Source organism: Acidovorax sp. GW823-FHT01C06 (genome assembly GCF_058798375.1).
The window spans coordinates 61,955-83,768 of sequence record NZ_JBXAKN010000004.1 but is presented as its reverse complement, the minus strand read 5'-3'; the positions used below and the strand labels follow the sequence as shown (position 1 = coordinate 83,768).

Below are 21,814 nucleotides of genomic sequence, written 5' to 3'. Positions count from 1 at the left end.
ACCGCCTTGTCGCAGCACACACCACTCCACACCTCGGCACCACGGCCGCCATGGATCATCTTCTTCATGGATTCACCTCGTCAGACAGATTGGGCACAGCACCAGGAACCGGCTCCAGGGCACTGCGGCGACACGCGGAAACGATCCGCGCCTTTATGATTGCAGCCGTCATCATAAAGGCATCACCACTTTTTTGCGTACGATCGCAATCAATAAGAGGCAGCATGAAGGTTTCCAAAGCACAGGCCGCCGAGAACCGGCAGGGCATCCTGGACGCGGCATCCCGCCTGTACCGCGAGCGGGGGCTGACCGGCGTGGGCGTGGCCGACATCACGCGCGACGCGGGGCTCACCCATGGCGGGCTGTACCGGCATTTCGCCTCGAAGGACGCGCTGGTGCAGGAGGCCTGTGCGCGGGCGTTCGACTGGTCCATCGCCCCGCTGGACGGCGCCACTCCGAACACCACCATCGGCGAGCGCATAAAGAGCTACCTCTCGCCCCAGCACCGCGACTCGCCCGGCACGGGCTGCCCGGCCGCCGCGCTGGCGGTGGACGCCGCGCGGGCGGGCAGCGAGCTGTCGGAAGTGTTCGCCCAGGGCATCGAGCGCAACATCGGGCGTTTTGCCCAGCTGCTCTGCGGTGGTGACGCCACCGTGCAGCCCCAAGACCGCGCCCGCGCCATGCAGGTGCTGGCCACCATGGTCGGCGGGCTGGTGCTGGCCCGCGCCACCGCCGCGGCGCGGCCGGCGTTGTCGGATGAAATATTGACGACGTTGCAGGCCCAGTTGATCGGGCTGCTGGGCGACGGCGACGCACGCTGACAACCTGGCGCTCACCCATTGCTATCAAAAAAAGAGCTGCTGGCGCTTGATGGTCAAGCGCCAGCAGCTCTTTGAAGCTCTATTGCACACCCGAACACCGGCGGGGCAGGCCCCTCTCCGGATCAGGCCGGCGCCCTCAGGCGCAGCAGGCGGCGTCGCCCCAGGCGGGAGCCCCGTTGCCCACGGATGCGCGGCGCCACCACGATGCAGGGCGGGCATTGGCAGCCTCGCCGCGCACCCAGCGGTACTGCAGGCGGCGGCCGTTCAGGGGTTCCACCACCACCGACTGGCCCGCGGCGACCTGCAGCGACTGGCCGGCGCACAGGAACACATCGCTGCTGTCGCCCAGGCCCTTGCCCAGCGTCACCCAGGCCTGGCCTTCGGCGATGCGCAAGGTCATCGCGGCCCTGGGGGCCAGGCTGACGGCGGCGCCAGCGGCCACGGTGCCGGCGCCAGCGGCCGAAGCGCCCACGGCGCGGGAAGATGCGAACAGATGAAGAGCGTGAGAGGTTGTCATGGCATTCTCCGGGTTAACCCTAGTAAGACCGTATGGTGCGCGGCTTGCAGAACAACGTCCAATGAAAAGCACGGCACCGATTGATGCTTTTCCTGCATGTAGTCCTCAAGCGGGCCTGCGTTGTCCCTGTGGCGCTATCCGATTGAGAGCAAAGCGAGCCAGGCCAGCAGCAAACCGCCCGCCCGCGCCCGTCACCTCCCCCAACGCAGCGCCCAGGGCACGCCCGCCCTGCCCCAGGGCATGCCCCAGGTCGCGCAGCGGCTGCACCACGCCACATTCCCAGTCGCGGGCGGCAAGGCTGTGGGGCTGGGTCGTCGCCGGGGCGGCCGCACCATCCCAGTGGAAAGCCACGGGCTCGGTGCCGCCGCCGGGGTTCCAGGCCTCCATCACCACATGCTGGCCCGGCGCGACAGCCAGCTGCTCGCCCGCCCGCAGCAGATGGTCGGCCGTGGCACCGGGCAGGTCCGCCAAAGACCCGCTCAGGGTGAGCCAGACCTGCCCCTGGGCAATCTGCAGCACGCCATGGGTGTGCGGGCGCAGCGACAGCGCTTGGCCCGTGGCCAGCTTCCAGCAACCGGCCGCAGATCGGCCAGCCAGGCTGGCGTGCACGGATTGTTGCGATTCCAGAACGTTGCGGGGGGACATGACAGGCTCCTTGGCTTCGATGAAAAGGTGTTTCGGAGACTGGATGGTGCGCTCGGCGGCACACACAGTCCAATGAAAACGCGGTACGCTATTCATTCCGCCAACGCATGAATCGCATCCAGGACACCTGCCATGGCCTCTGCCGAATACTCCCCTGCCGTCCTTCGCACCCGCCCCATCGCCACCGGCCATTGGCGCGCCTTTCTCGCCGTGGCCAAGCACCTGAACTTCCGCGCCGCCGCCGACGAGCTGGCGCTCACCCAGTCCGCCGTGAGCCGCCAGATCCAGGCACTGGAAGAAGAAGTGGGCGTGGCGCTGTTCCTGCGCCACACGCGGGCGGTGGAGCTGACCAGCGCGGGCGCGCAGCTGCAGCGCGCCGTGGCCCCGGCGCTCGAGCGCATGGACGCCGCCGTGCGCCTGGTGCGCCAGACGGCCGGGCGCCGCAGCGTGGCCATCACCACCTGGGCCAGCTTCGCATCGATGTGGCTGATCCCGCGCATGGAGGAGTTCCAGCGCGACAACCCGGGCATCGACATCCGCATTGATGCGAGCGACGTGCCGGTGGACCTGGAAACCTCGGACGTGGACCTGGCCCTGCGCTACAGCATGCCGGGCGCGGGCACCCTGGGCGGACAGCGCCTGTTTGGCGAGCAGCTGGCCGTGGTGGCCAGCCCCTGGCTGCTCAAGAGCGGCAAGCCCCTGCGCACGCCGGCCGATGTCACCCAGTTCACGCTGATCGAGGCGGGCGACGCGCACCGCAGCCAGCACCTGGAATGGCTCAGCTGGCGCCGCTGGTTCGACGCGCGGGATTTGGCCAAGCTGCAGCCCGAGCGCTGGCTGTATTTCAACTACGCCCACCAGATCGTGCAGGCCGCCCTCGCCGGCCAGGGCCTGGCGCTGGCGCGCATGCCGCTGATTGCCGATGCACTGGCCGCAGGCGACCTGGTGGAGGTGCTGCCCGGCCACCGCATCGACTCCCCGCTGGCCTACTGGCTGATGGTGGGGCCCCGCAGCGCGCAGCGGCCGGAGATCAAGGCGTTTTGCGCCTGGCTGCAGGTGCAGGCCCAGGCCACGCGCGAGGCGATCGGGGATGTGCCGGACCCGGACCTGAACGACAACCTGGACTGACCACAAAAAAAGCGCTGAACCCGGCTGGGTCAGCGCTTTTATTTTGATAGCTACTCGCGCTTATTCATCAAGCGCCAGCGGCCAATTTGACTGAAAATCAGGCCAAGGTCACCCGTGCAAACTTGCGCTTGCCCACCTGCACCACGTAGGTGCCGGCGCCGAGCTTCAGGCCCTTGTCGCTGACCACGCTGCCATCCACCCGCACGCCGCCGCCGTCGATCAGGCGGTTGGCCTCGCTGCCGGACGGCGCCAGGTTGGCCTGCTTGAGCAAGGCACCGATGCCCAGCGGCGCACCCGACAGGGACACTTCGGGGATCTCATCGGGCACGCCGCCCTTGCTGCGGTTGATGAAATCCTGCTCGGCCGCATCGGCCGCCGCAGCGCTGTGGAAGCGCGCGGTGATTTCCTTGGCCAGCATCACCTTCGCGTCCTTGGGGTTGCGCCCGCCCGCGATCTCGGCCTTGAGCGCGGCGATCTCGGCCAGGCTCTTGAACGACAGCAGCGTGTACCAGTCCCACATCAGCGTGTCGCTGATCGACAGCACCTTGGCGAACATGGTGTTGGGCTCTTCGGCGATGCCGATGTAGTTGTTCTTGGACTTGGACATCTTGTCCACGCCGTCCAGGCCCACCAGCAGCGGCATGGTGAGCACGCACTGCGGTTCCTGGCCGTATTCCTGCTGCAGGTGGCGACCCATGAGCAGGTTGAACTTCTGGTCGGTGCCGCCCAGCTCCAGGTCGCTTTTCAGGGCCACCGAGTCGTAGCCCTGCATCAGCGGGTACAGAAACTCGTGCACCGCGATGGATTGGCCGGTGGTGAAGCGCTTGTGGAAATCGTCGCGCTCCATCATGCGTGCCACGGTGTACCGGGAGGCCAGCTGGATCATGCCGCTCGCACCCAGAGGCTCGCTCCATTCGCTGTTGTAGCGGATCTCGGTGCGCGCGGGGTCCAGCACCATGCTGGCCTGCTTGTAGTAGGTCTCGGCGTTCACCTTGATCTGCTCGGGCGTGAGCGGCGGGCGCGTGCTGTTGCGGCCGGAAGGGTCGCCGATCAGGCTCGTGAAGTCCCCGATCAGGAAGATCACCTGGTGGCCCAGATCTTGCAATTGCCGCATCTTGTTCAGCACCACCGTGTGGCCGATGTGGATGTCGGGTGCCGTGGGATCGAGCCCCAGTTTGATGCGCAGCGGCTGGCCCGTGGCCTCCGAGCGCGCCAGCTTCTTGACCCATTCGTCCTGCGGCAGCAGTTCCTGCACGCCGCGCAGCGAGATTTCAAGGGCCTGTCTTACACCATCAGAGACCGGGGTTGTTGTAACAGCAGATTGATTCATAAGGGTTTTTTGGGATGTCTAGACAGCATGCACCGCTATACTTCAGCCCACATTGCTTGAGGCGGATTCTAGTAGGCCCGCCGTTTCGACCTGTTTTCACGCTGTCGCATGGCCACATGCCTGGCAGCCTGTGTTCCTGGCCTCGCCCCGCCGTCGCAACGGGGGAGTTTCAGGAAGTCACGCTCACCCTGGGGATAGACCTTTGATTCACGGCCTCACTACGGTCCGCACCGCCAGCACCGCTTTGCTTGACCGGCTGTCCCGCACGATCCAACAACATCCCAAACGCATCACCGCCGCTGTCGCAGCCCTGCTGCTGACGGGCGGCGGCGGCGCGTTCGCCGTGGCGTCCTTCGCCCCCGACCCGGCCGAGCTGCCGGTGCGTATGGTGAGCTACCCCGTCGAATCGCTGGCCGAAAACCTCGTGCTGGGCGAGCTCGACGCCCCGGGCTTCTCGCTGTTCCGCTCCGAACAGGTGCGCAGCAGCGACACCCCCGAATCGCTGCTGCAGCGCCTGGGCGTGGCCGACCCGGCCGCCGCCGCGTTCATGCGCGGTGACACTCCTGTGCGACAAAATGTGCTCGGGCGCACCGGCCGTGCCGTGTCGGCCGAGACCACCGACGACCACCGCCTGACCCGCCTGACCGTGCGCTGGGTGCCCGACGACAGCGGCAGCTTCCGCCGGCTCATCGTCGAGCGCAACGGCGACAAATTCAGCTCCCGCATCGAAACCGCCAAGATGACGGTGGGCAGCCGCCTGGCGGGCGGCATCATCCACAGCTCGCTGTTCGCCGCCACCGATGCCTCCAACATCCCCGACGGCGTGGCCGTGCAGATGGCCGAACTCTTCTCGGGCAACATCGACTTTCGCCGTTCGCTGCGCAAGGGCGACCGCTTCTCGGTGGTGTATGAAACCCTGGAAGCCGACGGCGAGCCCCTGTCCAGCGGCCGGGTGCTGAGCGCCGAGTTCGTCAACAACGGCAAGACCCACCAGGCCCTGTGGTTCCAGGAGCCGGGCGCCGCCAAGGGCGCCTACTACACGCTCGACGGCGAGAGCATGCGCCGCGCCTACCTCACCTCGCCGGTCGAGTTCTCGCGCGTGACCAGCGGCTTCAAGATGCGCATGCACCCCATCCTGAAGACCTGGCGCGCTCACCTGGGCACCGATTTCGCGGCCCCCTCCGGCACCTCCGTGCGTACCGTGGGCGACGGCGTGGTCGAGTTTGCCGGCGTGCAGAACGGCTTTGGCAACGTGGTCTTCGTCAAGCACCGCAACCAGCACGTCACCGTGTACGCCCATCTGAGCCGCATCGACGTGCGCCAGGGCCAGTCCGTAGAACAGGGCCAGACGCTGGGCGCCGTGGGCGCCACCGGCTGGGCCACCGGCCCCCACCTGCATTTCGAATTCCGCGTGAACGGCGTGCACCAGGATCCGCAGACCATCGTCGCCCAGAGCGAAGCGGCGGCCCCCGTCTCGGCGGCCGGGCGACCCGCGTTCGAGCGCCTGGCGTCCAACATGCGCATCCAGCTGTCCGCTGCGGCGCTTGTCGAACAGGCCAGCGCAGACTGAGCCGCTGGCAGCATCCGCGCGCACATCCCCCGGGCCATGTCTGATCTGTACATCGGCCTGATGTCGGGCACCTCGCTCGATGGCATCGACGGGGTGCTGGCGGATTTTTCCGGCCCCCGCATGGTGGTCACGCACCACGCCAGCATGGCGTTCGCGCCGGAGCTGTGGGCGGAACTGCTCGCCCTGAACACCCCTGGCAGCAACGAGCTGCACCGCGCAGCGCTGGCGGGCAATGCGCTGTCGCGCGCGTATGCCGAGGTGGTGCACGCGCTGCTGGAGCGCAGCGGACAGCCGGCCAGCGCCATCCGCGCCCTCGGAGCCCACGGGCAGACGGTGCGCCACCGCCCCCAGGAATTCGACGGAACGGGCTACACCCTCCAGCTGGGCAGCCCCGCCGTGCTGGCGGAACGCACGGGCATCACCGTGGTGGCGGATTTCCGCAGCCGCGACGTGGCCGCCGGCGGCCAGGGTGCGCCCCTGGTGCCCGCGTTCCACCAGGGCGTGTTCGGCCGCGCGGACGAGACCGTGCTGGTGCTCAACCTCGGCGGCATCTCCAACCTCAGCGTGCTGGGTGCCGGGGGGGCCAGCGTGATGGGGTTTGACTGCGGCCCCGGCAACGCGCTGATGGACCACTGGTGCCAGCAGCACACCGGCCAGCCTTTCGATGCGGACGGTGCATGGGCCGCGAGCGGCCAGGTGCTGCCGGCGCTGCTGGCCTCGCTGCTTGACGAACCCTTTCTGCACAAGCCCCCGCCCAAGAGCACGGGGCGCGACCTGTTCAACCCCATCTGGCTCGCGCGGCATCTGCAGCCATGGGCATCGGCGGACCCCGTGGACGTACAGGCCACCCTGACGGAATACACCGCCCGCGCTTGCGCCATCAGTGCCAATAGATATCAAAATAATAGCGACACCCTGGCGGTGTGCGGTGGCGGCGCCCTGAACACCCACCTGATGGCGCGGCTGCAGGCCGCATGCCCCGCCGTGCGGGTCGTCGCCACCGATGCGCTGGGCCTGCCGGCCCTGCAGGTCGAGGCCGCGGCTTTTGCCTGGCTGGCGCGGCAGGCGCTGCACGGGCAGCCCGGCAACCTGGCCAGCGTCACCGGGGCCGTGGGCGCCCGCGTGCTGGGCGCGGTCTACCCCGCCTGATCCGGGCCGGGCCTGGCGACCCCTTCCCCGAAACCACCTTCAGCCGTGGTCCGTGGCGTCCGCCGTGGCGGCGACCCGGCTGCCGGCGCGGTCCTGGGGCGACAGCTGCCAGAAGATGCCCGCCGAGGCCACGGTGATGAGCCCCATGCATGCGAACGTGGCCTGGAACGCCCTCAGCGTCCCCTGGGCGCCGCCGGCAGGGAAGAAGTCAGTGAACGCAGCCAGCACCGCCCCTGCGGCCGCCACGCCCATTCCCATGGCCACCATCTGCACCATCGACAGCAGGCTGTTGCCGCTGCTTGCCATGGCATGTTCCAGGTCCTTGAGCGTCACGGTGTTCATGGCGGTGAACTGCAGGGAATTCACGGCGCCAAAGACCGCCAGCTGCGCCACATGCACCCACAGGGGCTGCGTGGGAGCGGCCAGGCCAAAGCTGGCCATCGTGACGCCCACGAGCAGGGTGTTGCCCACCAGCACCTGCCGGTAGCCGAAACGGGTGATCAGCGGCGTGGTGAAGCGCTTCATCGACATGCCGGCGATGGCCACGGGCAGCATCATCATGCCGGCCTGCAGGGGCGAGTAGCCCATGGTGACCTGCAGCAGCAGCGGGACCAGGAATGGCATGCAGGAGCTGCCCAGGCGCGAGAACAGGTTGCCCAGCAGACCGATGCGCAGTGTGTCAATGGAAAAGAGCCGCGGCGAGAACAGCGGGTCGGCCCGCCGCGCCGCGTGCAGCCAGTAGGCCACCAGGCTGGCCAGCCCGAAGACCATCAGCACCAGCACGCCCGCCTGGCGCAGGCCCATGCTGGCCAGGCCGTCCAGCGCCAGCGAGAGCGACACCATGCCAAAGGCGAGCATCAGGTAGCCCGCCAGATCGAAGCGGGGCACGAAGGTCACGGGCTCGCCCGGCATGAAGCGCAGGGTGGCGATGCAGCCCACCAGCCCCACCGGCACATTGATGAGGAAGATCCAGTGCCACGACGCCGCCTCCACGAGCCAGCCGCCCAGCGTGGGGCCGATCAGTGGCCCGATCAGGCCCGGAATGGCAACGAAACTCATGGCCTGCAGGAACTGCTCGCGCGGAAAGGTGCGCAGCACCACCAGCCGCCCCACCGGCAGCAGCAACGCCCCGCCCAGCCCCTGCACCACGCGCGCCGCCACCAGCTGGGTCAGGCTTTGCGCGAGCGCGCAGCACACCGAACCCAGCACGAACAGCACGATGGCGGACAGATAGACGCGCCGTGAACCAAAACGGTCGGCCAGCCACCCGGAAGCCGGTATCAGCATGGCCATGGCCAGCGAATAGGCCACCACCACCGACTGCATGCGCAGCGGGCTTTCTCCAAGGCTGCGGGCCATGGCGGGCAGCGCGGTGTTGACGATGGTGGCGTCCAGCGTCTGCATGAAGAAGCCGATGGCCACCAGCCACAGGAGCACTTTCAGGGATCTGTCTTGCTGCATGGCACGCCAGGATGGCTTTTCCAGGAAAACGAAAAGGGGTATCCCCATGAAAAAAGCCGCCCGTCCGGGCGGCTTGTCGTTTCATTCCGTGCCGCTGGCGCGGCGCAGAGGCACACCCTCAGGCGGAGAAGCTGGAGCCGCAGCCGCAGGTGGTGGTGGCGTTGGGGTTCTTGATGACGAACTGGGCGCCCTGCAGGTCTTCCTTGTAGTCGATCTCGGCGCCGACCAGGTACTGGTAGCTCATGGCATCGATCAGCAGCGACACGCCATTCTTGGTCATGGTGGTGTCGTCTTCGTTGGTGATTTCATCGAAGGTGAAGCCATACTGGAACCCCGAGCAACCGCCACCCTGCACGAAAACGCGCAGTTTCAGGTCAGGATTGCCCTCTTCGGCGATCAGGTCCGCCACCTTGGCCGCCGCGCTGTCCGTGAACAGAATGGGGGCGGGCATTTCGGTCTGGATGTTTTCGGCAACAGCGCTCATGGGGTACTCCGGGTTCAATGTTTGCGGTGAATAGTACTGCAGACCGCTCGGGAATTCAGTTCACTGGCTGTTTGACGCTAACTTCAGTGGGGGCTTTTCCTCCACCAGCACGGCCACAGGGCACATCTGCCCGGCGATCACGGCGCCCTGGTGCATCTCCAGCGCCTTGTAGTGCACATTGCCTGTGATCTTGGCCTTGGGCTGCAGTTCCAGCAATTCCGCGGCATGCACGGGACCCACCACCTGCCCGTTGACGATCACATGGTCGGCGTGCACCGCACCCTCCACCCGGGCCGTCTCGGAAATCACCAGAATGCTGGACTGCTCCGATCCCGCGCGGATGTCCCCCACCACCTCGCCATCGATGCGCATCCCTTCTGCGAAGTGCACATCCCCCTCGATCCGGGTGCCCTGGGCGACCAGGCTTTTGATCGGTGGCTGCTTTTTGCGGGAAAACATGGGTGAGAACTCCTGAAAGGACACGCTCCGGCCGAAAGGAGCGTGCGGATGGGAAACAACGGGATGCCAGGCCCACGGCGTACCGGCGCGGCCTCTGCGCGGGCCCGGCGCTTGCGGCGGGGGCCTCTCTCGACGACGACAGCCTGGCCGGGGCCATCGCGGGCGCCTTGCGGGTGCTCCTAGTCGATGGCCATGGCCTGCACGGCGCGCACTGTCGTGCCTTCCAGCACGCGGGCGGTCACGGTTTTTACCACGGCGCTGGGCGGCAGATCGAGGACCCCCTCGATGCGCCGGTACTGCTTGACCTGCAGGGGCTGCCCCTGGGCCGGCTGGGTCTGCGTCCAGGGCTTGCCGTCCTGGGTGCCTGCCAGCACCAGTTCCAGCCGGCCATTGAACTCGGGCGCATTGCGCGCGGCCTGGATCACCAGGACCTGCCAGCGCAGCTGCATCCCTCCCAGCACTTCGGCCTGCAGGCTGCGAATCGCGAGCCCTTCGGTCTTTGCCGCGGGAATCAGTTTCTCGAAAAACCCCAGGTCCTCGCGCAGCGTCCGATTGTCCGCCTCGAGCTGTCGCACCTGCGCCATCAGGCTTTCCTTGGCAGCCCGCTCGGTCACGAGCAGGCTCTCGGCCGTATGGGCCACCGTCTGCTGCTCCTGGCCCACGCCGCGCAGGCGGGCCACCTCCGCGCGCAGCTGGAGCAATTCGTCCCGGGAAACGGAGTCCAGGCCCGCGATCGACTTGCCGAACTCGAAGGCCCACAGCGCCACCGCCGCGCAGAACCCGAAAACCACCGCCAAGGCCAGCCAGCGCAGGGGCCAGGGCAAGGCGCTGCGGATGGCCACCCGGGGGGCGCTGATCGTCAGCCGGCGGCGCAGAAGGCGAAGGCGCATGGGGAAAACAGGGGAGTCATCGGGGAGACCCGGGAGAAAAGAGCGCACCTTAAACGAAAAAACCGCCCGGAGGCGGTTTTTGCTCTGTAAAGCAATCCAGGACGGAGCGCTTTGCAGGGGTTGGACATCCGCCCAGGGGCGGGTGTCCGGCAGTGCCCAGCCAGCTTAACGCTTGGAGAACTGCTTGGCGCGGCGTGCGGAGTGCAGGCCGACCTTCTTACGTTCGACTTCACGTGCATCGCGCGTCACGAAGCCGGCTTGGCTCAGCACGGGCTTGAGGGATGCGTCGTAATCGATCAGGGCGCGGGTGATACCGTGGCGGGCAGCGCCGGCCTGGCCGGATTCACCACCGCCGTGGACGTTGATCTGGATGTCGAAGGTTTCGACATGGTTGGTCAACGCCAGGGGTTGCTTGGCAATCATGATCGAGGTTTCGCGGCCGAAGTAGGACTGGATGTCCTTGCCGTTCACCGTGATCTTGCCGGAGCCTTTTTTCAGAAACACGCGGGCGACGCTGGACTTGCGACGGCCGGTGCCATTGTTCCATTCACCAATCATCTCAAGGCTCCTTAGATTTCCAGCACTTTGGGCTGCTGGGCGGTGTGGGGATGCTCAGCACCACCGTACACCTTGAGTTTCTTGATCATCGCGTAGCCAAGGGGGCCCTTGGGCAGCATGCCCTTGACGGCCTTTTCCAGCGCGCGGCCGGGGTGCTTGGCTTGCATGTCGCGGAAGTTCGTGGCCGTGATGCCGCCGGGGTAACCCGAGTGGCGGTAGTACACCTTGTCCAGGGACTTGGTGCCGGTGACCTTGAGCTGGGCGGCGTTGATGATGACGATGAAGTCACCGGTATCGACGTGAGGCGTGTAAATGGCCTTGTGTTTGCCGCGCAAACGGAGAGCAACTTCGCTGGCTACTCGTCCGAGGACCTTGTCGGTCGCGTCAATCACAAACCACTCGTGCACAACCTCAGCGGGCTTGGCGCTGAAAGTAGTAGTCATGAGTTTTCTCTTATGAAGAGGGTTTGGCGGGTCCTTTTCCACGGTCGGTGCTTCTCTGAAGGAAGCCTCTTAGGTGGCGAAAATGTCTCCGCCGCGGGACCACAAAGCGCTGCGAAGCCCTCGATTATACGAATTTGCGTGCCAGGGGCGCAAGCCGCCCGTGCGCACAGTGCTCCAGGCCCCGGCGGCCACCCTCAGTTGGGGGTCTGGCGGCGGCGCTGCTCCTCGGCCTCGTAGCGGCGGCGGTTTTCCACGCACACGGCCTGCCCCGCCTGCGACGGCTTCTGGCATTCCTGGTGGATGCACATGGGCCGCGCCAGAAAATTGGCGTCAGCACAGGCCTCCTGCGGACTGGGCACGCGCGGCGGCAGCGGGCGAGGCTTGGGCTCGGCCACGACCGGGGGCGGCGGTGGCGGGGGTTCCTCGTGCACCACGACCTGCACGGGTGCGGGCTCGGGCGCCGCGCGCTTCGCGGTCCGGGGCGGCGTGCGCGGCGCGGAGGCCGGAACAAAGGCAGGCGCAGGCAGGGATGCAGCCACCGCAGCGCCCGCCGCGCCGTCAAGGGAAGCCACCGCAGCCGGCGCGCTCGCAGCCATGTCGGCCAGCGCGGTCTCCACCAGGGCGGGCGGCGTGGCAGCCGGCCGCTCGGCCATCTCGGTGATGATGTCGTCGTGCGGCGCCTTGCTGCTCTGGGCCCAGCGCAGTCCTGCCGCCGAGGCCACCACGGCAAAAACGGCCACGCCCAGCCAGACCACCACGGGGGAGCGCCGCGCCGTTCTGGCCGCCTTGCTTGCGGCACGGGGAACCTCACGCTCCATCGGCCGCAGCCGGTGATCGTGCGCATGCCGCGCAGCGGCCCCGTGCCGGTGGCCGGCCGCAGGGTCGTCATAGCGGGAGTCGTCGGCCACGACGGTATCCCCGGCGTCGATGAAGACCGTGTCTCCAGCCTCGGCGGCCACCGTGTCCGGCCCCCCGAGCATCACGGTGTCGCCGCCGGCCGCGGCCTCCTCCCCGGAGGGGGCGTCCTCGCGCGCATCGCGGGCGGGCGCCTGCACCGCGGCGCGCGGCGCCTGGGGCGGTATCTCCACCACGCTGCTGGCCGCGGACGTCACATCCACCGTGGGCGTGAGCAGGCCCGGGCCGGGCTGGTCGGCGGGCTCGACCCAGATGTCGCCCAGATCGGCACGGAAATCGAAATGTTCGCTTCCTTCCGGCGCGGACGTCATCTCCATGAGCTGCAGGAACGCATCGATGCTCTGCGGCCGGTCCTCGGGCTTGAGCGCCAGGGATTGCGCGATCGCCGCCACGAAGGGCGCGGAATATTCCACGCCGAACTGGCGCTTGACGGTTCTTGCCACCCGGGAGAACGACACCATGCGATCACGGATGGAACGCAGGGTCGCGGGCAGCGGGGTGTCGTTGCACAGGCAGCCATGCACCACGGCGGCCAGGGAGTACAGGTCGCTCCAGGGGCCCTGGCGCAGTTCCTCGTCGCCGTCGGAATACTGCTCGATGGGTGCGTAGTTCACCTTGAGCACGGCCGTGTGCTTGCGGTCCTGGTCATTGATCGCATGCCGGGCGGCGCCCAGGTCCAGCAGCACCGGAGGGCCACTGTCCTGCAGGAAGATGTTGTCGGGCGAAATGTCCCGGTGCAGGGTTTTCCCGTCGTGCAGCACCCGCAGGGCGCCGAGCACCGACCACAGCACCTTGCGCAGCCAGATCTCGGGGGGCGGGGTGCGCATCTGGGCGCGGGCCTGCTTGAACGTCATGCCGGTGTACAGCGGCATGACCATGTACGCGGTGTTGTTGGCCTCCCAGAAGCGGAACACCTTCACGAGCGAGGGATGGTCGAACTGGGCCAGCAGGCGCGCCTCTCCCACGAAAGACGCCAGCCCGGCATGGAAGGTCTGCTGGTCGGACGACGACCGCACCCACAGCGACTGGCCCTGCGCACGGCCCGCCAGCGCCGAAGGCATGTACTCCTTGATCGCCACCGCCCGGTGCAGAGAATGGTCGAAGGCCTTGTAGACCATGCCGAACCCGCCCACGCCAAGGAGCGCCAGGATCTCGAATTCCGCGAGGCGGGTGCCGGGGGGCAGCGCATCCACATGGCTGACACCACTGGCAGAGGCTTGGCTGGAACTTGCGATCATGGTGAAGAGAATGGGGCGTGAATGCAGGCTTCGGCGGGGGATTGTGAGCGAACGGGTGCCAAGGCCGTTTTCATCGCAATCATGAAGCATGCCAGCATGCATGACAGAAACAAAAGGCTTCCGGTCTGCCAAAAAAGTTACACACCCTGGTCAGACAAGCGCCGATTGTGCCGCGCCATGGGGACAGGCAGCGCCCGGGCCCATGACAAATTCGCATCGGATCATGACCGCGCGCCCGGGGCCTGCCGCCGGGCCATGGCCCCATCGACTACGCTGCGCCGGGGGCGCACTCGTTACCATAGGGCCATGTTCAGTTATCGCCACGCCTTCCACGCAGGCAACCATGCCGATGTGCTCAAGCACACGGTCTTGATCGCCGCCTTGCAACACCTTACCGAGAAAGACGCGGCACTGACCGTGCTGGACACCCACGCGGGCGCGGGACTGTACCGGCTCGATGGCGACTATGCCAGCACCAGCGGCGAGGCCGCGGACGGCATCGTCCGGCTTTTTGCACCCACCGCGCCCGCCCTCACGCCCGCCCTGCAGGCCTATGTGGACATGGTCCGCGCCTTCAACCAGGGCAGTGCGCTGCGCGTGTACCCGGGCTCCCCGTTCATCGCCCAGCGCCTGCTGCGCGGCCACGACAAGCTCAAGCTCTTCGAGCTGCATCCCACGGACCTGCGGGCGCTGGCGGGCAACGTGGCCCAGCTGGAGGCAGGCCGCCAGGTGGCCGTCCTGCACGAAGACGGGTTTGAGGGGATCAAGAAATTCCTGCCCCCGCCCGCCCGCCGCGCGCTTGTGCTCTGCGACCCCAGCTATGAAATCAAGAGCGACTACGCCAAGGTGCTCGACATGGCCGCCGACTCGCTCAAGCGTTTTGCCACCGGTACCTATGCGTTCTGGTACCCCATCATCCCGCGCCCGGAAGCCCACGACCTGCCGCGCCGCCTCAAGACGCTGGCCACCAAGGCCGGCAAGGGCTGGCTGCATGCCACGCTCACGGTCAAGAACAGCAAGCTCACTGAAAACGCCGCGGGCGACGTCAAGCGCCCCGGCCTGCCGGCCAGCGGCATGTTCCTGATCAACCCGCCCTTCACCCTGAAGGCGGCGCTGAAGACCGCGCTGCCGCAGATGGTGGAATTGCTGGCGCAAGACAAGCACGCCACGCACACGCTCGAATCCGGCGGCTGACGGCGGCGGTCAGGGGGCGGGGCAGTCCCGCTCGCCCTCGTCCAGCGCAAAAAGCTCCACGGGCTTGAGCCCCAGGCCCACCATCCCCAGCACCTCGGCGGCCCCCCGGCTCAGGTCGATCACGCGGTTGCCCGTGTGCGGGCCCCGGTCGTTGATGCGGACCACGACCGAACGGCCCGTGGCCTGGCTGCGCACGCACACGCGCGAGCCGAACGGCAAGGTGGGATGCGCCGCGGTGAGCGCCTTCATGTCGAAGGGCTCTCCGCTGGCCGTGCGGCGCTTGTGGAACTTCGCGCCGTACCAGGAGGCCAGGCCCACCTCGTCGGCGGGCAGGCGCAGCTGCGGGGCCTGCGGGCTTTCGGTGCCATCCTCCCGCCCACCGGGGCGCGGCGGGTCGATCAGCATGGCCTCGCCCGGCACGCTCAGCAGGTGCGGGGCCAGTGCGTCGGCCTCGGCGGACAGCCCCTGCGCACGCCCCCAGGACGAGCAGCCCCACACCGAAACACCGCAGCAGACCACCCCGAGCACCTTCCACCACAGGGCGGCCCGGCGGCCCTCCACCGGGCCCGCCACCGCGGCATCGCCGCGCGGCTGGCGCATCAGATCCCCAGCCGGCGACAGATCTCCAGCGTCGCGGCACTCTGGTTCATCGTGTAGAAGTGCAGGGCCGGCACGCCGGCACTGCGCAACCGGTCGCACAGGTCGGTCACCACATCCAGGCCAAAGGCCTTGATGCTCGCCGTGTCGTCGCCGAAAGACTGCAGGCGCAGGCGTATCCAGCGGGGAATCTCGGCGCCGCAGGCGTCCGAGAAGCGCATCAGCTGGGTGGAGCTGCCGATGGGCATGATGCCGGGCACCACGGGCACATCGGCGCCCAGGCGCTGCGTGTCTTCCACGAAGCGGAAGTACGCATCGCTGTTGTAGAAATACTGGGTGATCGCCGAGTCCGCTCCGGCCTGCACCTTGGCGATGTACGCCTTCAGGTCCGCCTCGGGCGACTTGGCCTGGGGGTGGACCTCGGGGTAGGCCGCCACCTCGATGTGGAAGTCCCGGCCGGTCTCCGCACGGATGAAGGCCACCAGGTCGCTGGCGTAGTGGAACTCCCCGCCCGCGCCATAGCCGCTGGGCAGATCACCGCGCAGCGCGACCAGGCGCTTGACGCCCATGTCCTTGAGCATGGCAAGCTGCTCGCGCACGGACTGGCGCGTGGCGCCAATGCACGAGAAGTGCGAGGCTGCGCCGACCCCCTCGGCCAGGATTTCGCGCACCGTGCCAAACGTGCCCTCCTGCGTGGAACCGCCCGCGCCGTAGGTCACCGAACAGAAATCAGGGTGCAGCGCATACAGCTGCTGGCGCGCGGTGCGCAGCTTGTCGGCCCCCTCCGGCGTCTTGGGCGGGAAAAACTCGAAGCTCACCGGGAAACCGATGCCCTGGGCATTGGCAGCAATCATGTGGCCCTCCTCGCATAAACAAAAAATTCACGGTTGCCGTCGCCACCCTGGATCGGGCTGTCCAGCCAGGCGTGCACCGCCAGGCCCAGTTCGGCGCAGCAGTCACGGATGCGCTTTTCCACCACGGCGTACAGCGCCTCGTCGCGCACGATGCCGCCCTTGCCCACCTGGCCGGGCTGCAGTTCGAACTGCGGCTTGACCAGCATGAGCAGGTGGCCGTCGGGCCGCAGGAATGCGGCGATGGCAGGCAGCACCAGGGTCAGCGAAATGAAGGACAGGTCGCCCACCACCACGTCGAACAACGGGGTCGTGTCCACGCCCGCGCATTCGGCGCGGCGCCGGCGCTGGACGGGCAGCGTGCCCAGCGCGCGCGCCTCGGCACGCTGCGCACGCTCGGACTTGAAGGCTTCGATGTCCTGGTCCTTGGCGTCGCCGCTGTCATCGTAGGCGTCGTCCACCAGCCCGCCGTTGCGCATCCAGCTGTAGGGCGCCTCGGGCTGGGTCTCGTTGTCCTCGTCCACATCGACGGCTTCGGAGAGCGCGTCCTCGCACGCCTGCTGCAGCGCCTCGGCGGTCAGCGAGCGCGCATTCACGCCCTCGACGCAAACCACCCGCAGATCGCTGTGCAGCCGCTCGTGCAGCTGGCCGTGGCCCACGTCCACGCCGACGACCTGCGCCGCGCCCTGCTGCAACAGGCAATCGGTGAACCCGCCGGTGCTCTGCCCCACATCCAGGCAGCGCAGCCCGGCCACGGGCAGGCCCGTGGCCCCCAAGGCGCCTTCCAGCTTGAGCCCGCCGCGCGAGATGTACTTGGCCTCGGCATCGTCCAGCAGCTTCACCTCGGCCACGGACGGGATGTCATCGCCGTTCTTGGCCACCTTCTGCCAGGGCGCGAGCGGCGACAGGCGCCACTCGACGCCTGCAGCAATCAGTCGCTGTGCCTGCGAACGCGTGGCCGCATGGCCGGACTCCACCAAAAAAACATCTGCGCGCATGCGTCACTCTCTCGTCAATCGACGATGGATTTCATAGCCAAAATGGCTTCTACCGCTTTATCCACAAGCGCTGGCCGCTCCCAAAAAAGGAGCACCAACAGCCACCCGCACGATCAGTAGCGGTACGTGTCGGGCTTGTACGGGCCTTGCTTGGGCACACCGATGTAGGCGGCCTGCTCGTCGGAAAGTTCCGTCAGCATCGCGCCCACCTTCTTGAGGTGCAGGCGCGCCACCTTCTCGTCGAGGTGCTTGGGCAGCACGTAGACCTTGCCGTTCTCGTAGTAGTCGCTGTGGGTGAACAGCTCGATCTGGGCGATGGTCTGGTTGGCGAAGCTCGACGACATCACGAAGCTCGGGTGGCCCGTGCCGCAGCCCAGGTTCACCAGGCGGCCCTTGGCCAGCAGGATGATGCGCTTGCCGTCCGGGAAGATCACGTGGTCCACCTGGGGCTTGATCTCTTCCCACTCGTACTGCTCGAGCGTCGCGACCTGGATCTCGTTGTCGAAGTGGCCGATGTTGCAGACGATGGCCTGGTCCTTCATGGCCTTCATGTGGTCGTGGGTGATCACGTCCTTGTTGCCGGTGGTGGTCACGAAGATGTCGGCCTTGTCGGCGGCGTATTCCATCGTCACGACCTTGTAGCCTTCCATCGCGGCCTGCAGGGCGTTGATGGGGTCGATCTCGGTCACCCAGACCTGGGCGCTCAGGGCGCGCAGGGCCTGGGCAGAGCCCTTGCCCACGTCGCCGTAGCCGGCCACGCAGGCCACCTTGCCGGCGATCATCACGTCGGTGGCGCGCTTGATGCCGTCCACCAGCGACTCGCGGCAGCCGTACAGGTTGTCGAACTTGCTCTTGGTCACCGAGTCGTTCACGTTGATCGCGCGGAACATCAGCGAGCCCTTGGCCGACATTTCCTTCAAGCGGTGCACGCCGGTCGTGGTCTCTTCGGTCACGCCGATGATCTGCGCGCTCTTGCGGCTGTACCAGGTCGGGTCCACGGCCAGCTTGGCCTTGATGGAGGCGAACAGGCAGGTTTCTTCTTCGCTGGTGGGGTTGGCGATCAGCGATGCGTCCTTTTCGGCGCGCTTGCCCAGGTGCATCAGCAGCGTGGCGTCGCCGCCGTCGTCCAGGATCAGGTTGGGGCCTTCGCCTTCGGTGCCGGCGGGGCCGAAGTCGAAAATGCGGTGGGTGTAGTCCCAGTATTCGGCCAAGGTCTCGCCCTTCACGGCGAACACGGGCGTGCCGCTGGCGGCAATCGCGGCGGCGGCGTGGTCCTGCGTGGAGAAGATGTTGCACGAAGCCCAGCGCACCTCGGCACCCAGGGCCTGCAGCGTCTCGATCAGCACGGCGGTCTGGATCGTCATGTGCAGGCTGCCGGTGATGCGGGCGCCCTTGAGCGCCTGCTTGGCGGCGAATTCCTCGCGGATGGCCATCAGGCCGGGCATCTCCGTTTCGGCGATGCGGATCTCTTTACGGCCCCAGGCGGCCAGGCCGATGTCGGCAATGATGCAGTCGGTGTTGACCGGGGCGTTGACGCGTGCGTTCATGATGGTGTGCTCCAAAGCATGTTTGAAAGACCACATTCAGCGCGGGGATGAGACGGAAGGCTCACCACACGAGAAGTGGATGAGCGTCGTTGCTAGATGACTCCGAGCCTCACGCCCCGCCAGTGCTGGGGACGCTGCAACGCTCCTCGGATCGGCGGATTATAAAAGCAAGTGCGGGAGGCGAGGGAGCGCCCCGCCTCGGTGCCTTGGGCCGCGCTACGGCGCCAGCACGACCACGTGGCCTTCCTGCGGATCGATGCGGCCCGCATGCAGGTCCTCGACCAGGGCCTGCGCCGCCGCGAAACCCTGGTGTTCGCGCACCCGCATCCAGGGCTGGTGCGCGCTGCCGACGCGGTCGATGAACGCGCGCTGGGCGGCATTGAACTTCTGGTTGACCACCTCGGGGCCCCAGTCCGCATTGCGCTTCCTGATCTGCACCGGCGCGAAATAGAACACGGGCGCGGGCCCCGGCAGGGCCGTGTCGCGCAGGAAGTGCGTGTTCTGCGCCGACCCCGCATAGCAGTCGTACACCAGGGCATCGCCCAGGTGGTGGTGCACGCGCGAGCGCAGATCCTCGTCGCCCGAGAAATCGACATACAGCGTGGGCACACCGGCATCCAGGGCCTCCAGCTCACCATACGCCACCGTGCGCTGGTAGCAGCCCAGGCCCTGCACGAAGGCACTGTTGCGCGGCGCGGTGAGCCCCAGGCGCTCGATCTGCCCGGGCCCCTCCAGGCAGAACGCGGTGCCGTAGGCCGTCTTGCTCGATGCGCTGGAGAACAGCAGCCGCCGCGCGCCGAAAAATCCGTTGTCCTGCAGGAAGTCCGCCAGCATGAACGACGTGATGAACAGCGGCCGCACCAGCATCTGGTAGTTTTCATCGCCTGCCCGGTATGCCGGGTCGGCGCTGGTGCGCGTGTACTGGTTGTAGGCCGAGGTGAGCGACTGGCGGTGCTCCGCGCCGTCGTAGAAGCCCCGGGCCGTCACGCGCACCGGCGCCATGCGCACATGGCTCGCAATGGGCCAGTAGCCGTAGAAGCGCTCGCCCACGGCCACGCCCTGCACGCCGGAGGCCACCACGTCGGCAAAGCCCCACACGGGCATGTGGCCCCAGCCCGCTTCGCCCGTGGGGAAAAAGTCCCAGTACTTCATCGCGTCGCCAAAGGCGGCGTAGGTGATGTTGTTCGTGGTCACCGCCACGCGGTCCACGCGCAGCAGGGCCTCGCCGGGCTGCAGTGGAGCAAGGGGGAGCTCCTCGGTGCGGGTGTGATTCAATGCATTCCTGTCGGTCAACAGGCGGGTGAGCAGCGTCATGGAAAGTCTCCGTTTCAAGGGTGAAAAAACACTCAGGGCACTGTATGGCGCCCTGCCGCCGCGTGGGTTCGGAAACCGGTGAACCCGCCGCGCAAGACCCTTGCCGCCAGCTCCAGCGCGGCCCCCAGGCCGCTCAAGCGCCCCCGCCAGGCCCGGGCGCGCTTCACGGTGCAGGCCATCTACGACGCCTTTGTTCGGATTTGGCAACGCGACGGCTGGGACAAGCTCACCACGCGCAATGTGGCGCTGGAAACCGGCATTTCCGTCGGCACGCTGTACGACTATTTCCCCAACAAGACAGCGCTGCTGTCGGGCTATGTGCGCCACTGCGTCGAGGCCCTGCTCGCCGCCATCGACCGCGAGGCCGTGCAGCCCGAGGGCCTGCCATGGACGCAGCGCATTCACCATCTCGTGCGCCTGGTGTGCGGCGTGGATGCGCCCGGGCTGCCGCCCTTCCACCCCGACATGCTGGCGCTGGAGGCGCAGATGGCCGAGCCCCGGCACCACCGCCGCGTGCACGAAGAGCTGGCCGCCGCCTGGGGCCGGGTGATTGCCGCCTGCACCGACCTGCCCCGCCCGCCCGGGCAAGCACTGCTGCAGGCGCTGCACCTCTCGGCCTGGGGTGGGCGGCGCTATGCGCTGCTGCTGCAGCTCGATCCCCCCGCCATGCGGCAGTGGGCCGACGGTGTGGAGCAACTGTGCTGCGCCGCCATCCTGCAGGCCGCCAGCGCGCCGGGCTGAAGCCCTGTCACCTGCGCGGCTGCCTTGCCCCGCGGGCCGCCCGACACTGGCGCCCTCACCAAAAAACACCAACGGAGCACTGCATGGACCCCAAGGACAAGGTCATCATCGTCACCGGCGGCGCCAGCGGCATCGGCCGCAGCATCGCGCGGCGTTTTGCGCAGGAAGGCGCCCGCGCCGTGGTCGTGGCCGACCTGCACCTCGCGCCCGCGCAGGCCGTGGCCGACGAGATCGGTGGCCTGGCCGTGCGCTGCGATGTGTCGAAGGAGGCCGACATCCAGGCGCTGGTGGCCACCACGCGCGAGCGCTACGGCCGGGTCGATGCCTACATCTCCAACGCAGGCATCCTGGGCCGCCCGGGCGGCATCGAACTCGAGGACCCACTGTGGGACGCCATGTGGAACATCCACGGCATGGCCCACGTGTGGGCCGCACGCGCCGTGGTGCCCGAGATGGTGGAGCGCGGCGAGGGCTTCTTCCTCGTCACGGCCTCGGCGGCCGGGCTGCTGACCATCGTCGAGTCCGCCCCCTACGCCGTCACCAAGCATGCCGCCGTGGCCTTCGCCGAGTGGCTGCGCATCGCCTATGGCCGCAAGGGCGTGGGTGTGGCCTGCCTGTGCCCGCAGTCGGTGCAGACCGCCATGGTGACGGGCGATGGCGGTTCGGCCTCGCACGACGGCATCCTGCCGCCCGAACAGGTGGCGGGCGACGTGCTGGCCGCCATGCAGGACGGGCGCTTCCTGGTGCTGCCCCACCCCGAAGTGGCGCAGTACTTCCGCAACAAGGGGCAGGACTACGAGCGCTGGCTGGGCGGCATGCAGAAGATGTATGCCCGGCACGCCCAGGCGCAGGCACAGGCCAGCTGAACGGAAACGGGCGTTGAAGAACGGCCGGAAGAGGGTTCGCAGCGGGCGCCGGTAAAATCGCCGCTTCCGGGCGCCGCTGCGCCTGCCGCGCCGACTGC

22 protein-coding genes and 1 riboswitch are annotated in these 21,814 nt (G+C 67.6%); of the genes, 7 read left to right on the top strand and 15 right to left on the bottom strand.

The window, feature by feature from the left end; translation table 11 throughout:
• Positions 1–224: 224 nt before the first annotated feature.
• Complete coding sequence (locus AC1RCS_RS10890; RefSeq protein WP_492244653.1) at positions 225–821, top strand: TetR/AcrR family transcriptional regulator; 597 nt, start codon at positions 225–227, stop codon at positions 819–821.
• Positions 822–957: 136 nt separating this feature from the next.
• Here the strand turns inward: AC1RCS_RS10890 and AC1RCS_RS10885 are convergent, their stop codons facing one another.
• Together AC1RCS_RS10885 and AC1RCS_RS10880 are read right to left on the bottom strand one after the other, a co-directional pair.
• Positions 958–1,338, bottom strand: coding sequence for a DUF2917 domain-containing protein (locus AC1RCS_RS10885; protein WP_492244654.1), 381 nt, complete (start codon positions 1,336–1,338; stop codon positions 958–960).
• 105 nt (positions 1,339–1,443) lie between these two features.
• Positions 1,444–1,983, bottom strand: coding sequence for a DUF2917 domain-containing protein (locus AC1RCS_RS10880; protein WP_369643450.1), 540 nt, complete (start codon positions 1,981–1,983; stop codon positions 1,444–1,446).
• Positions 1,984–2,115: 132 nt separating this feature from the next.
• Here AC1RCS_RS10880 and AC1RCS_RS10875 point away from each other — a divergent pair, with 132 nt between their 5' ends.
• Complete coding sequence (locus AC1RCS_RS10875) at positions 2,116–3,111, top strand: LysR substrate-binding domain-containing protein (RefSeq protein WP_492244655.1); 996 nt, start codon at positions 2,116–2,118, stop codon at positions 3,109–3,111.
• Positions 3,112–3,208: 97 nt separating this feature from the next.
• Here AC1RCS_RS10875 and tyrS read toward each other — a convergent pair whose 3' ends face one another.
• A complete protein-coding gene (tyrS, locus tag AC1RCS_RS10870) occupies positions 3,209–4,441 on the bottom strand; it encodes a tyrosine--tRNA ligase (RefSeq protein ID WP_492244656.1) in 1,233 nt (410 codons plus the stop codon).
• Positions 4,442–4,643: 202 nt separating this feature from the next.
• Here tyrS and AC1RCS_RS10865 point away from each other — a divergent pair, with 202 nt between their 5' ends.
• The gene (locus AC1RCS_RS10865) at positions 4,644–6,011 is read left to right on the top strand and encodes a M23 family metallopeptidase (protein ID WP_218339853.1); all 1,368 of its coding nucleotides are present in this window, start codon (positions 4,644–4,646) and stop codon (positions 6,009–6,011) included.
• 36 nt (positions 6,012–6,047) lie between these two features.
• Positions 6,048–7,160 (top strand): anhydro-N-acetylmuramic acid kinase, encoded by a 1,113-nt coding sequence (locus AC1RCS_RS10860; RefSeq protein ID WP_492244657.1) that lies wholly within the window; start codon positions 6,048–6,050, stop codon positions 7,158–7,160.
• 39 nt (positions 7,161–7,199) lie between these two features.
• On the opposite strand, the gene mdtD is transcribed toward AC1RCS_RS10860, so the two are convergent.
• The 7 genes from mdtD to AC1RCS_RS10825 all read right to left on the bottom strand — a co-directional run bounded on the left by mdtD (position 7,200) and on the right by AC1RCS_RS10825 (position 13,608).
• The gene (gene mdtD / locus AC1RCS_RS10855) at positions 7,200–8,621 is read right to left on the bottom strand and encodes a multidrug transporter subunit MdtD (protein WP_492244658.1); all 1,422 of its coding nucleotides are present in this window, start codon (positions 8,619–8,621) and stop codon (positions 7,200–7,202) included.
• A 118-nt stretch (positions 8,622–8,739) separates the two neighbouring features.
• The gene (gene erpA / locus AC1RCS_RS10850; protein ID WP_008907234.1) at positions 8,740–9,105 is read right to left on the bottom strand and encodes an iron-sulfur cluster insertion protein ErpA; all 366 of its coding nucleotides are present in this window, start codon (positions 9,103–9,105) and stop codon (positions 8,740–8,742) included.
• A gap of 60 nt (positions 9,106–9,165) precedes the next feature.
• The gene (locus AC1RCS_RS10845; protein WP_218296238.1) at positions 9,166–9,564 is read right to left on the bottom strand and encodes a bactofilin family protein; all 399 of its coding nucleotides are present in this window, start codon (positions 9,562–9,564) and stop codon (positions 9,166–9,168) included.
• Positions 9,565–9,743: 179 nt separating this feature from the next.
• Positions 9,744–10,454 (bottom strand): DUF6776 family protein, encoded by a 711-nt coding sequence (locus AC1RCS_RS10840; protein ID WP_218296239.1) that lies wholly within the window; start codon positions 10,452–10,454, stop codon positions 9,744–9,746.
• A 165-nt stretch (positions 10,455–10,619) separates the two neighbouring features.
• Positions 10,620–11,012: a 30S ribosomal protein S9 gene (gene rpsI / locus AC1RCS_RS10835; protein ID WP_005798582.1), complete on the bottom strand. Its 393-nt coding sequence runs from the start codon at positions 11,010–11,012 to the stop codon at positions 10,620–10,622.
• Between the two features lie 11 nt (positions 11,013–11,023).
• Positions 11,024–11,455: a 50S ribosomal protein L13 gene (gene rplM, locus AC1RCS_RS10830; RefSeq protein WP_008907237.1), complete on the bottom strand. Its 432-nt coding sequence runs from the start codon at positions 11,453–11,455 to the stop codon at positions 11,024–11,026.
• Between the two features lie 194 nt (positions 11,456–11,649).
• A complete protein-coding gene (locus tag AC1RCS_RS10825; protein ID WP_492244659.1) occupies positions 11,650–13,608 on the bottom strand; it encodes a serine/threonine protein kinase in 1,959 nt (652 codons plus the stop codon).
• A gap of 306 nt (positions 13,609–13,914) precedes the next feature.
• On the opposite strand from AC1RCS_RS10825, the gene AC1RCS_RS10820 reads away from it, so the two are divergent.
• On the top strand, positions 13,915–14,802 hold the full coding sequence (locus AC1RCS_RS10820) for a 23S rRNA (adenine(2030)-N(6))-methyltransferase RlmJ (protein WP_218296241.1): 888 nt from the start codon (positions 13,915–13,917) through the stop codon (positions 14,800–14,802).
• Positions 14,803–14,811: 9 nt separating this feature from the next.
• Here the strand turns inward: AC1RCS_RS10820 and AC1RCS_RS10815 are convergent, their stop codons facing one another.
• From AC1RCS_RS10815 to AC1RCS_RS10795, 5 genes are all read right to left on the bottom strand, one after another.
• On the bottom strand, positions 14,812–15,402 hold the full coding sequence (locus AC1RCS_RS10815; RefSeq protein ID WP_218339857.1) for a septal ring lytic transglycosylase RlpA family protein: 591 nt from the start codon (positions 15,400–15,402) through the stop codon (positions 14,812–14,814).
• Positions 15,402–16,253 (bottom strand): methylenetetrahydrofolate reductase [NAD(P)H], encoded by an 852-nt coding sequence (gene metF / locus AC1RCS_RS10810; RefSeq protein ID WP_218296243.1) that lies wholly within the window; start codon positions 16,251–16,253, stop codon positions 15,402–15,404. Before metF ends, AC1RCS_RS10815 begins: the two co-directional genes overlap by 1 nt.
• The gene (locus AC1RCS_RS10805) at positions 16,250–17,248 is read right to left on the bottom strand and encodes a TlyA family RNA methyltransferase (protein WP_492244660.1); all 999 of its coding nucleotides are present in this window, start codon (positions 17,246–17,248) and stop codon (positions 16,250–16,252) included. The genes metF and AC1RCS_RS10805 overlap by 4 nt, the downstream gene beginning before the upstream one ends.
• 113 nt (positions 17,249–17,361) lie before the next feature.
• Positions 17,362–18,795 (bottom strand): adenosylhomocysteinase, encoded by a 1,434-nt coding sequence (gene ahcY, locus AC1RCS_RS10800; RefSeq protein ID WP_218339859.1) that lies wholly within the window; start codon positions 18,793–18,795, stop codon positions 17,362–17,364.
• A gap of 74 nt (positions 18,796–18,869) precedes the next feature.
• A riboswitch (S-adenosyl-L-homocysteine riboswitch) is annotated at positions 18,870–18,949 on the bottom strand.
• A gap of 62 nt (positions 18,950–19,011) precedes the next feature.
• A complete protein-coding gene (locus AC1RCS_RS10795) occupies positions 19,012–20,109 on the bottom strand; it encodes a DUF2855 family protein (protein WP_492244661.1) in 1,098 nt (365 codons plus the stop codon).
• Positions 20,110–20,187: 78 nt separating this feature from the next.
• Between AC1RCS_RS10795 and AC1RCS_RS10790 the strand changes: the two genes are divergently transcribed.
• Entirely contained in the window at positions 20,188–20,850 is a 663-nt protein-coding gene (locus AC1RCS_RS10790) for a TetR/AcrR family transcriptional regulator (RefSeq protein WP_492244662.1), read from the top strand.
• An 83-nt stretch (positions 20,851–20,933) separates the two neighbouring features.
• Positions 20,934–21,716: an SDR family oxidoreductase gene (locus AC1RCS_RS10785; RefSeq protein WP_218339864.1), complete on the top strand. Its 783-nt coding sequence runs from the start codon at positions 20,934–20,936 to the stop codon at positions 21,714–21,716.
• Positions 21,717–21,814 lie beyond the last annotated feature (98 nt).

Bases quoted from the DNA above. Each gene is read 5' to 3' on its own strand.
- AC1RCS_RS10795 (WP_492244661.1), bottom strand. From the start codon at position 20,109: ATGACGCTGCTCACCCGCCTGTTGACCGACAGGAATGCATTGAATCAC.
- ahcY (WP_218339859.1), bottom strand. From the start codon at position 18,795: ATGAACGCACGCGTCAACGCCCCGGTCAACACCGACTGCATCATTGCC.
- AC1RCS_RS10860 (WP_492244657.1), top strand. From the start codon at position 6,048: ATGTCTGATCTGTACATCGGCCTGATGTCGGGCACCTCGCTCGATGGC.
- AC1RCS_RS10890 (WP_492244653.1), top strand. From the start codon at position 225: ATGAAGGTTTCCAAAGCACAGGCCGCCGAGAACCGGCAGGGCATCCTG.
- AC1RCS_RS10825 (WP_492244659.1), bottom strand. From the start codon at position 13,608: ATGATCGCAAGTTCCAGCCAAGCCTCTGCCAGTGGTGTCAGCCATGTG.
- AC1RCS_RS10875 (WP_492244655.1), top strand. From the start codon at position 2,116: ATGGCCTCTGCCGAATACTCCCCTGCCGTCCTTCGCACCCGCCCCATC.
- rpsI (WP_005798582.1), bottom strand. From the start codon at position 11,012: ATGATTGGTGAATGGAACAATGGCACCGGCCGTCGCAAGTCCAGCGTC.
- mdtD (WP_492244658.1), bottom strand. From the start codon at position 8,621: ATGCAGCAAGACAGATCCCTGAAAGTGCTCCTGTGGCTGGTGGCCATC.
- AC1RCS_RS10880 (WP_369643450.1), bottom strand. From the start codon at position 1,983: ATGTCCCCCCGCAACGTTCTGGAATCGCAACAATCCGTGCACGCCAGC.
- erpA (WP_008907234.1), bottom strand. From the start codon at position 9,105: ATGAGCGCTGTTGCCGAAAACATCCAGACCGAAATGCCCGCCCCCATT.
- AC1RCS_RS10840 (WP_218296239.1), bottom strand. From the start codon at position 10,454: ATGCGCCTTCGCCTTCTGCGCCGCCGGCTGACGATCAGCGCCCCCCGG.
- rplM (WP_008907237.1), bottom strand. From the start codon at position 11,455: ATGACTACTACTTTCAGCGCCAAGCCCGCTGAGGTTGTGCACGAGTGG.
- AC1RCS_RS10820 (WP_218296241.1), top strand. From the start codon at position 13,915: ATGTTCAGTTATCGCCACGCCTTCCACGCAGGCAACCATGCCGATGTG.
- metF (WP_218296243.1), bottom strand. From the start codon at position 16,253: ATGATTGCTGCCAATGCCCAGGGCATCGGTTTCCCGGTGAGCTTCGAG.
- AC1RCS_RS10815 (WP_218339857.1), bottom strand. From the start codon at position 15,402: ATGCGCCAGCCGCGCGGCGATGCCGCGGTGGCGGGCCCGGTGGAGGGC.
- AC1RCS_RS10805 (WP_492244660.1), bottom strand. From the start codon at position 17,248: ATGCGCGCAGATGTTTTTTTGGTGGAGTCCGGCCATGCGGCCACGCGT.
- AC1RCS_RS10845 (WP_218296238.1), bottom strand. From the start codon at position 9,564: ATGTTTTCCCGCAAAAAGCAGCCACCGATCAAAAGCCTGGTCGCCCAG.
- AC1RCS_RS10785 (WP_218339864.1), top strand. From the start codon at position 20,934: ATGGACCCCAAGGACAAGGTCATCATCGTCACCGGCGGCGCCAGCGGC.
- tyrS (WP_492244656.1), bottom strand. From the start codon at position 4,441: ATGAATCAATCTGCTGTTACAACAACCCCGGTCTCTGATGGTGTAAGA.
- AC1RCS_RS10885 (WP_492244654.1), bottom strand. From the start codon at position 1,338: ATGACAACCTCTCACGCTCTTCATCTGTTCGCATCTTCCCGCGCCGTG.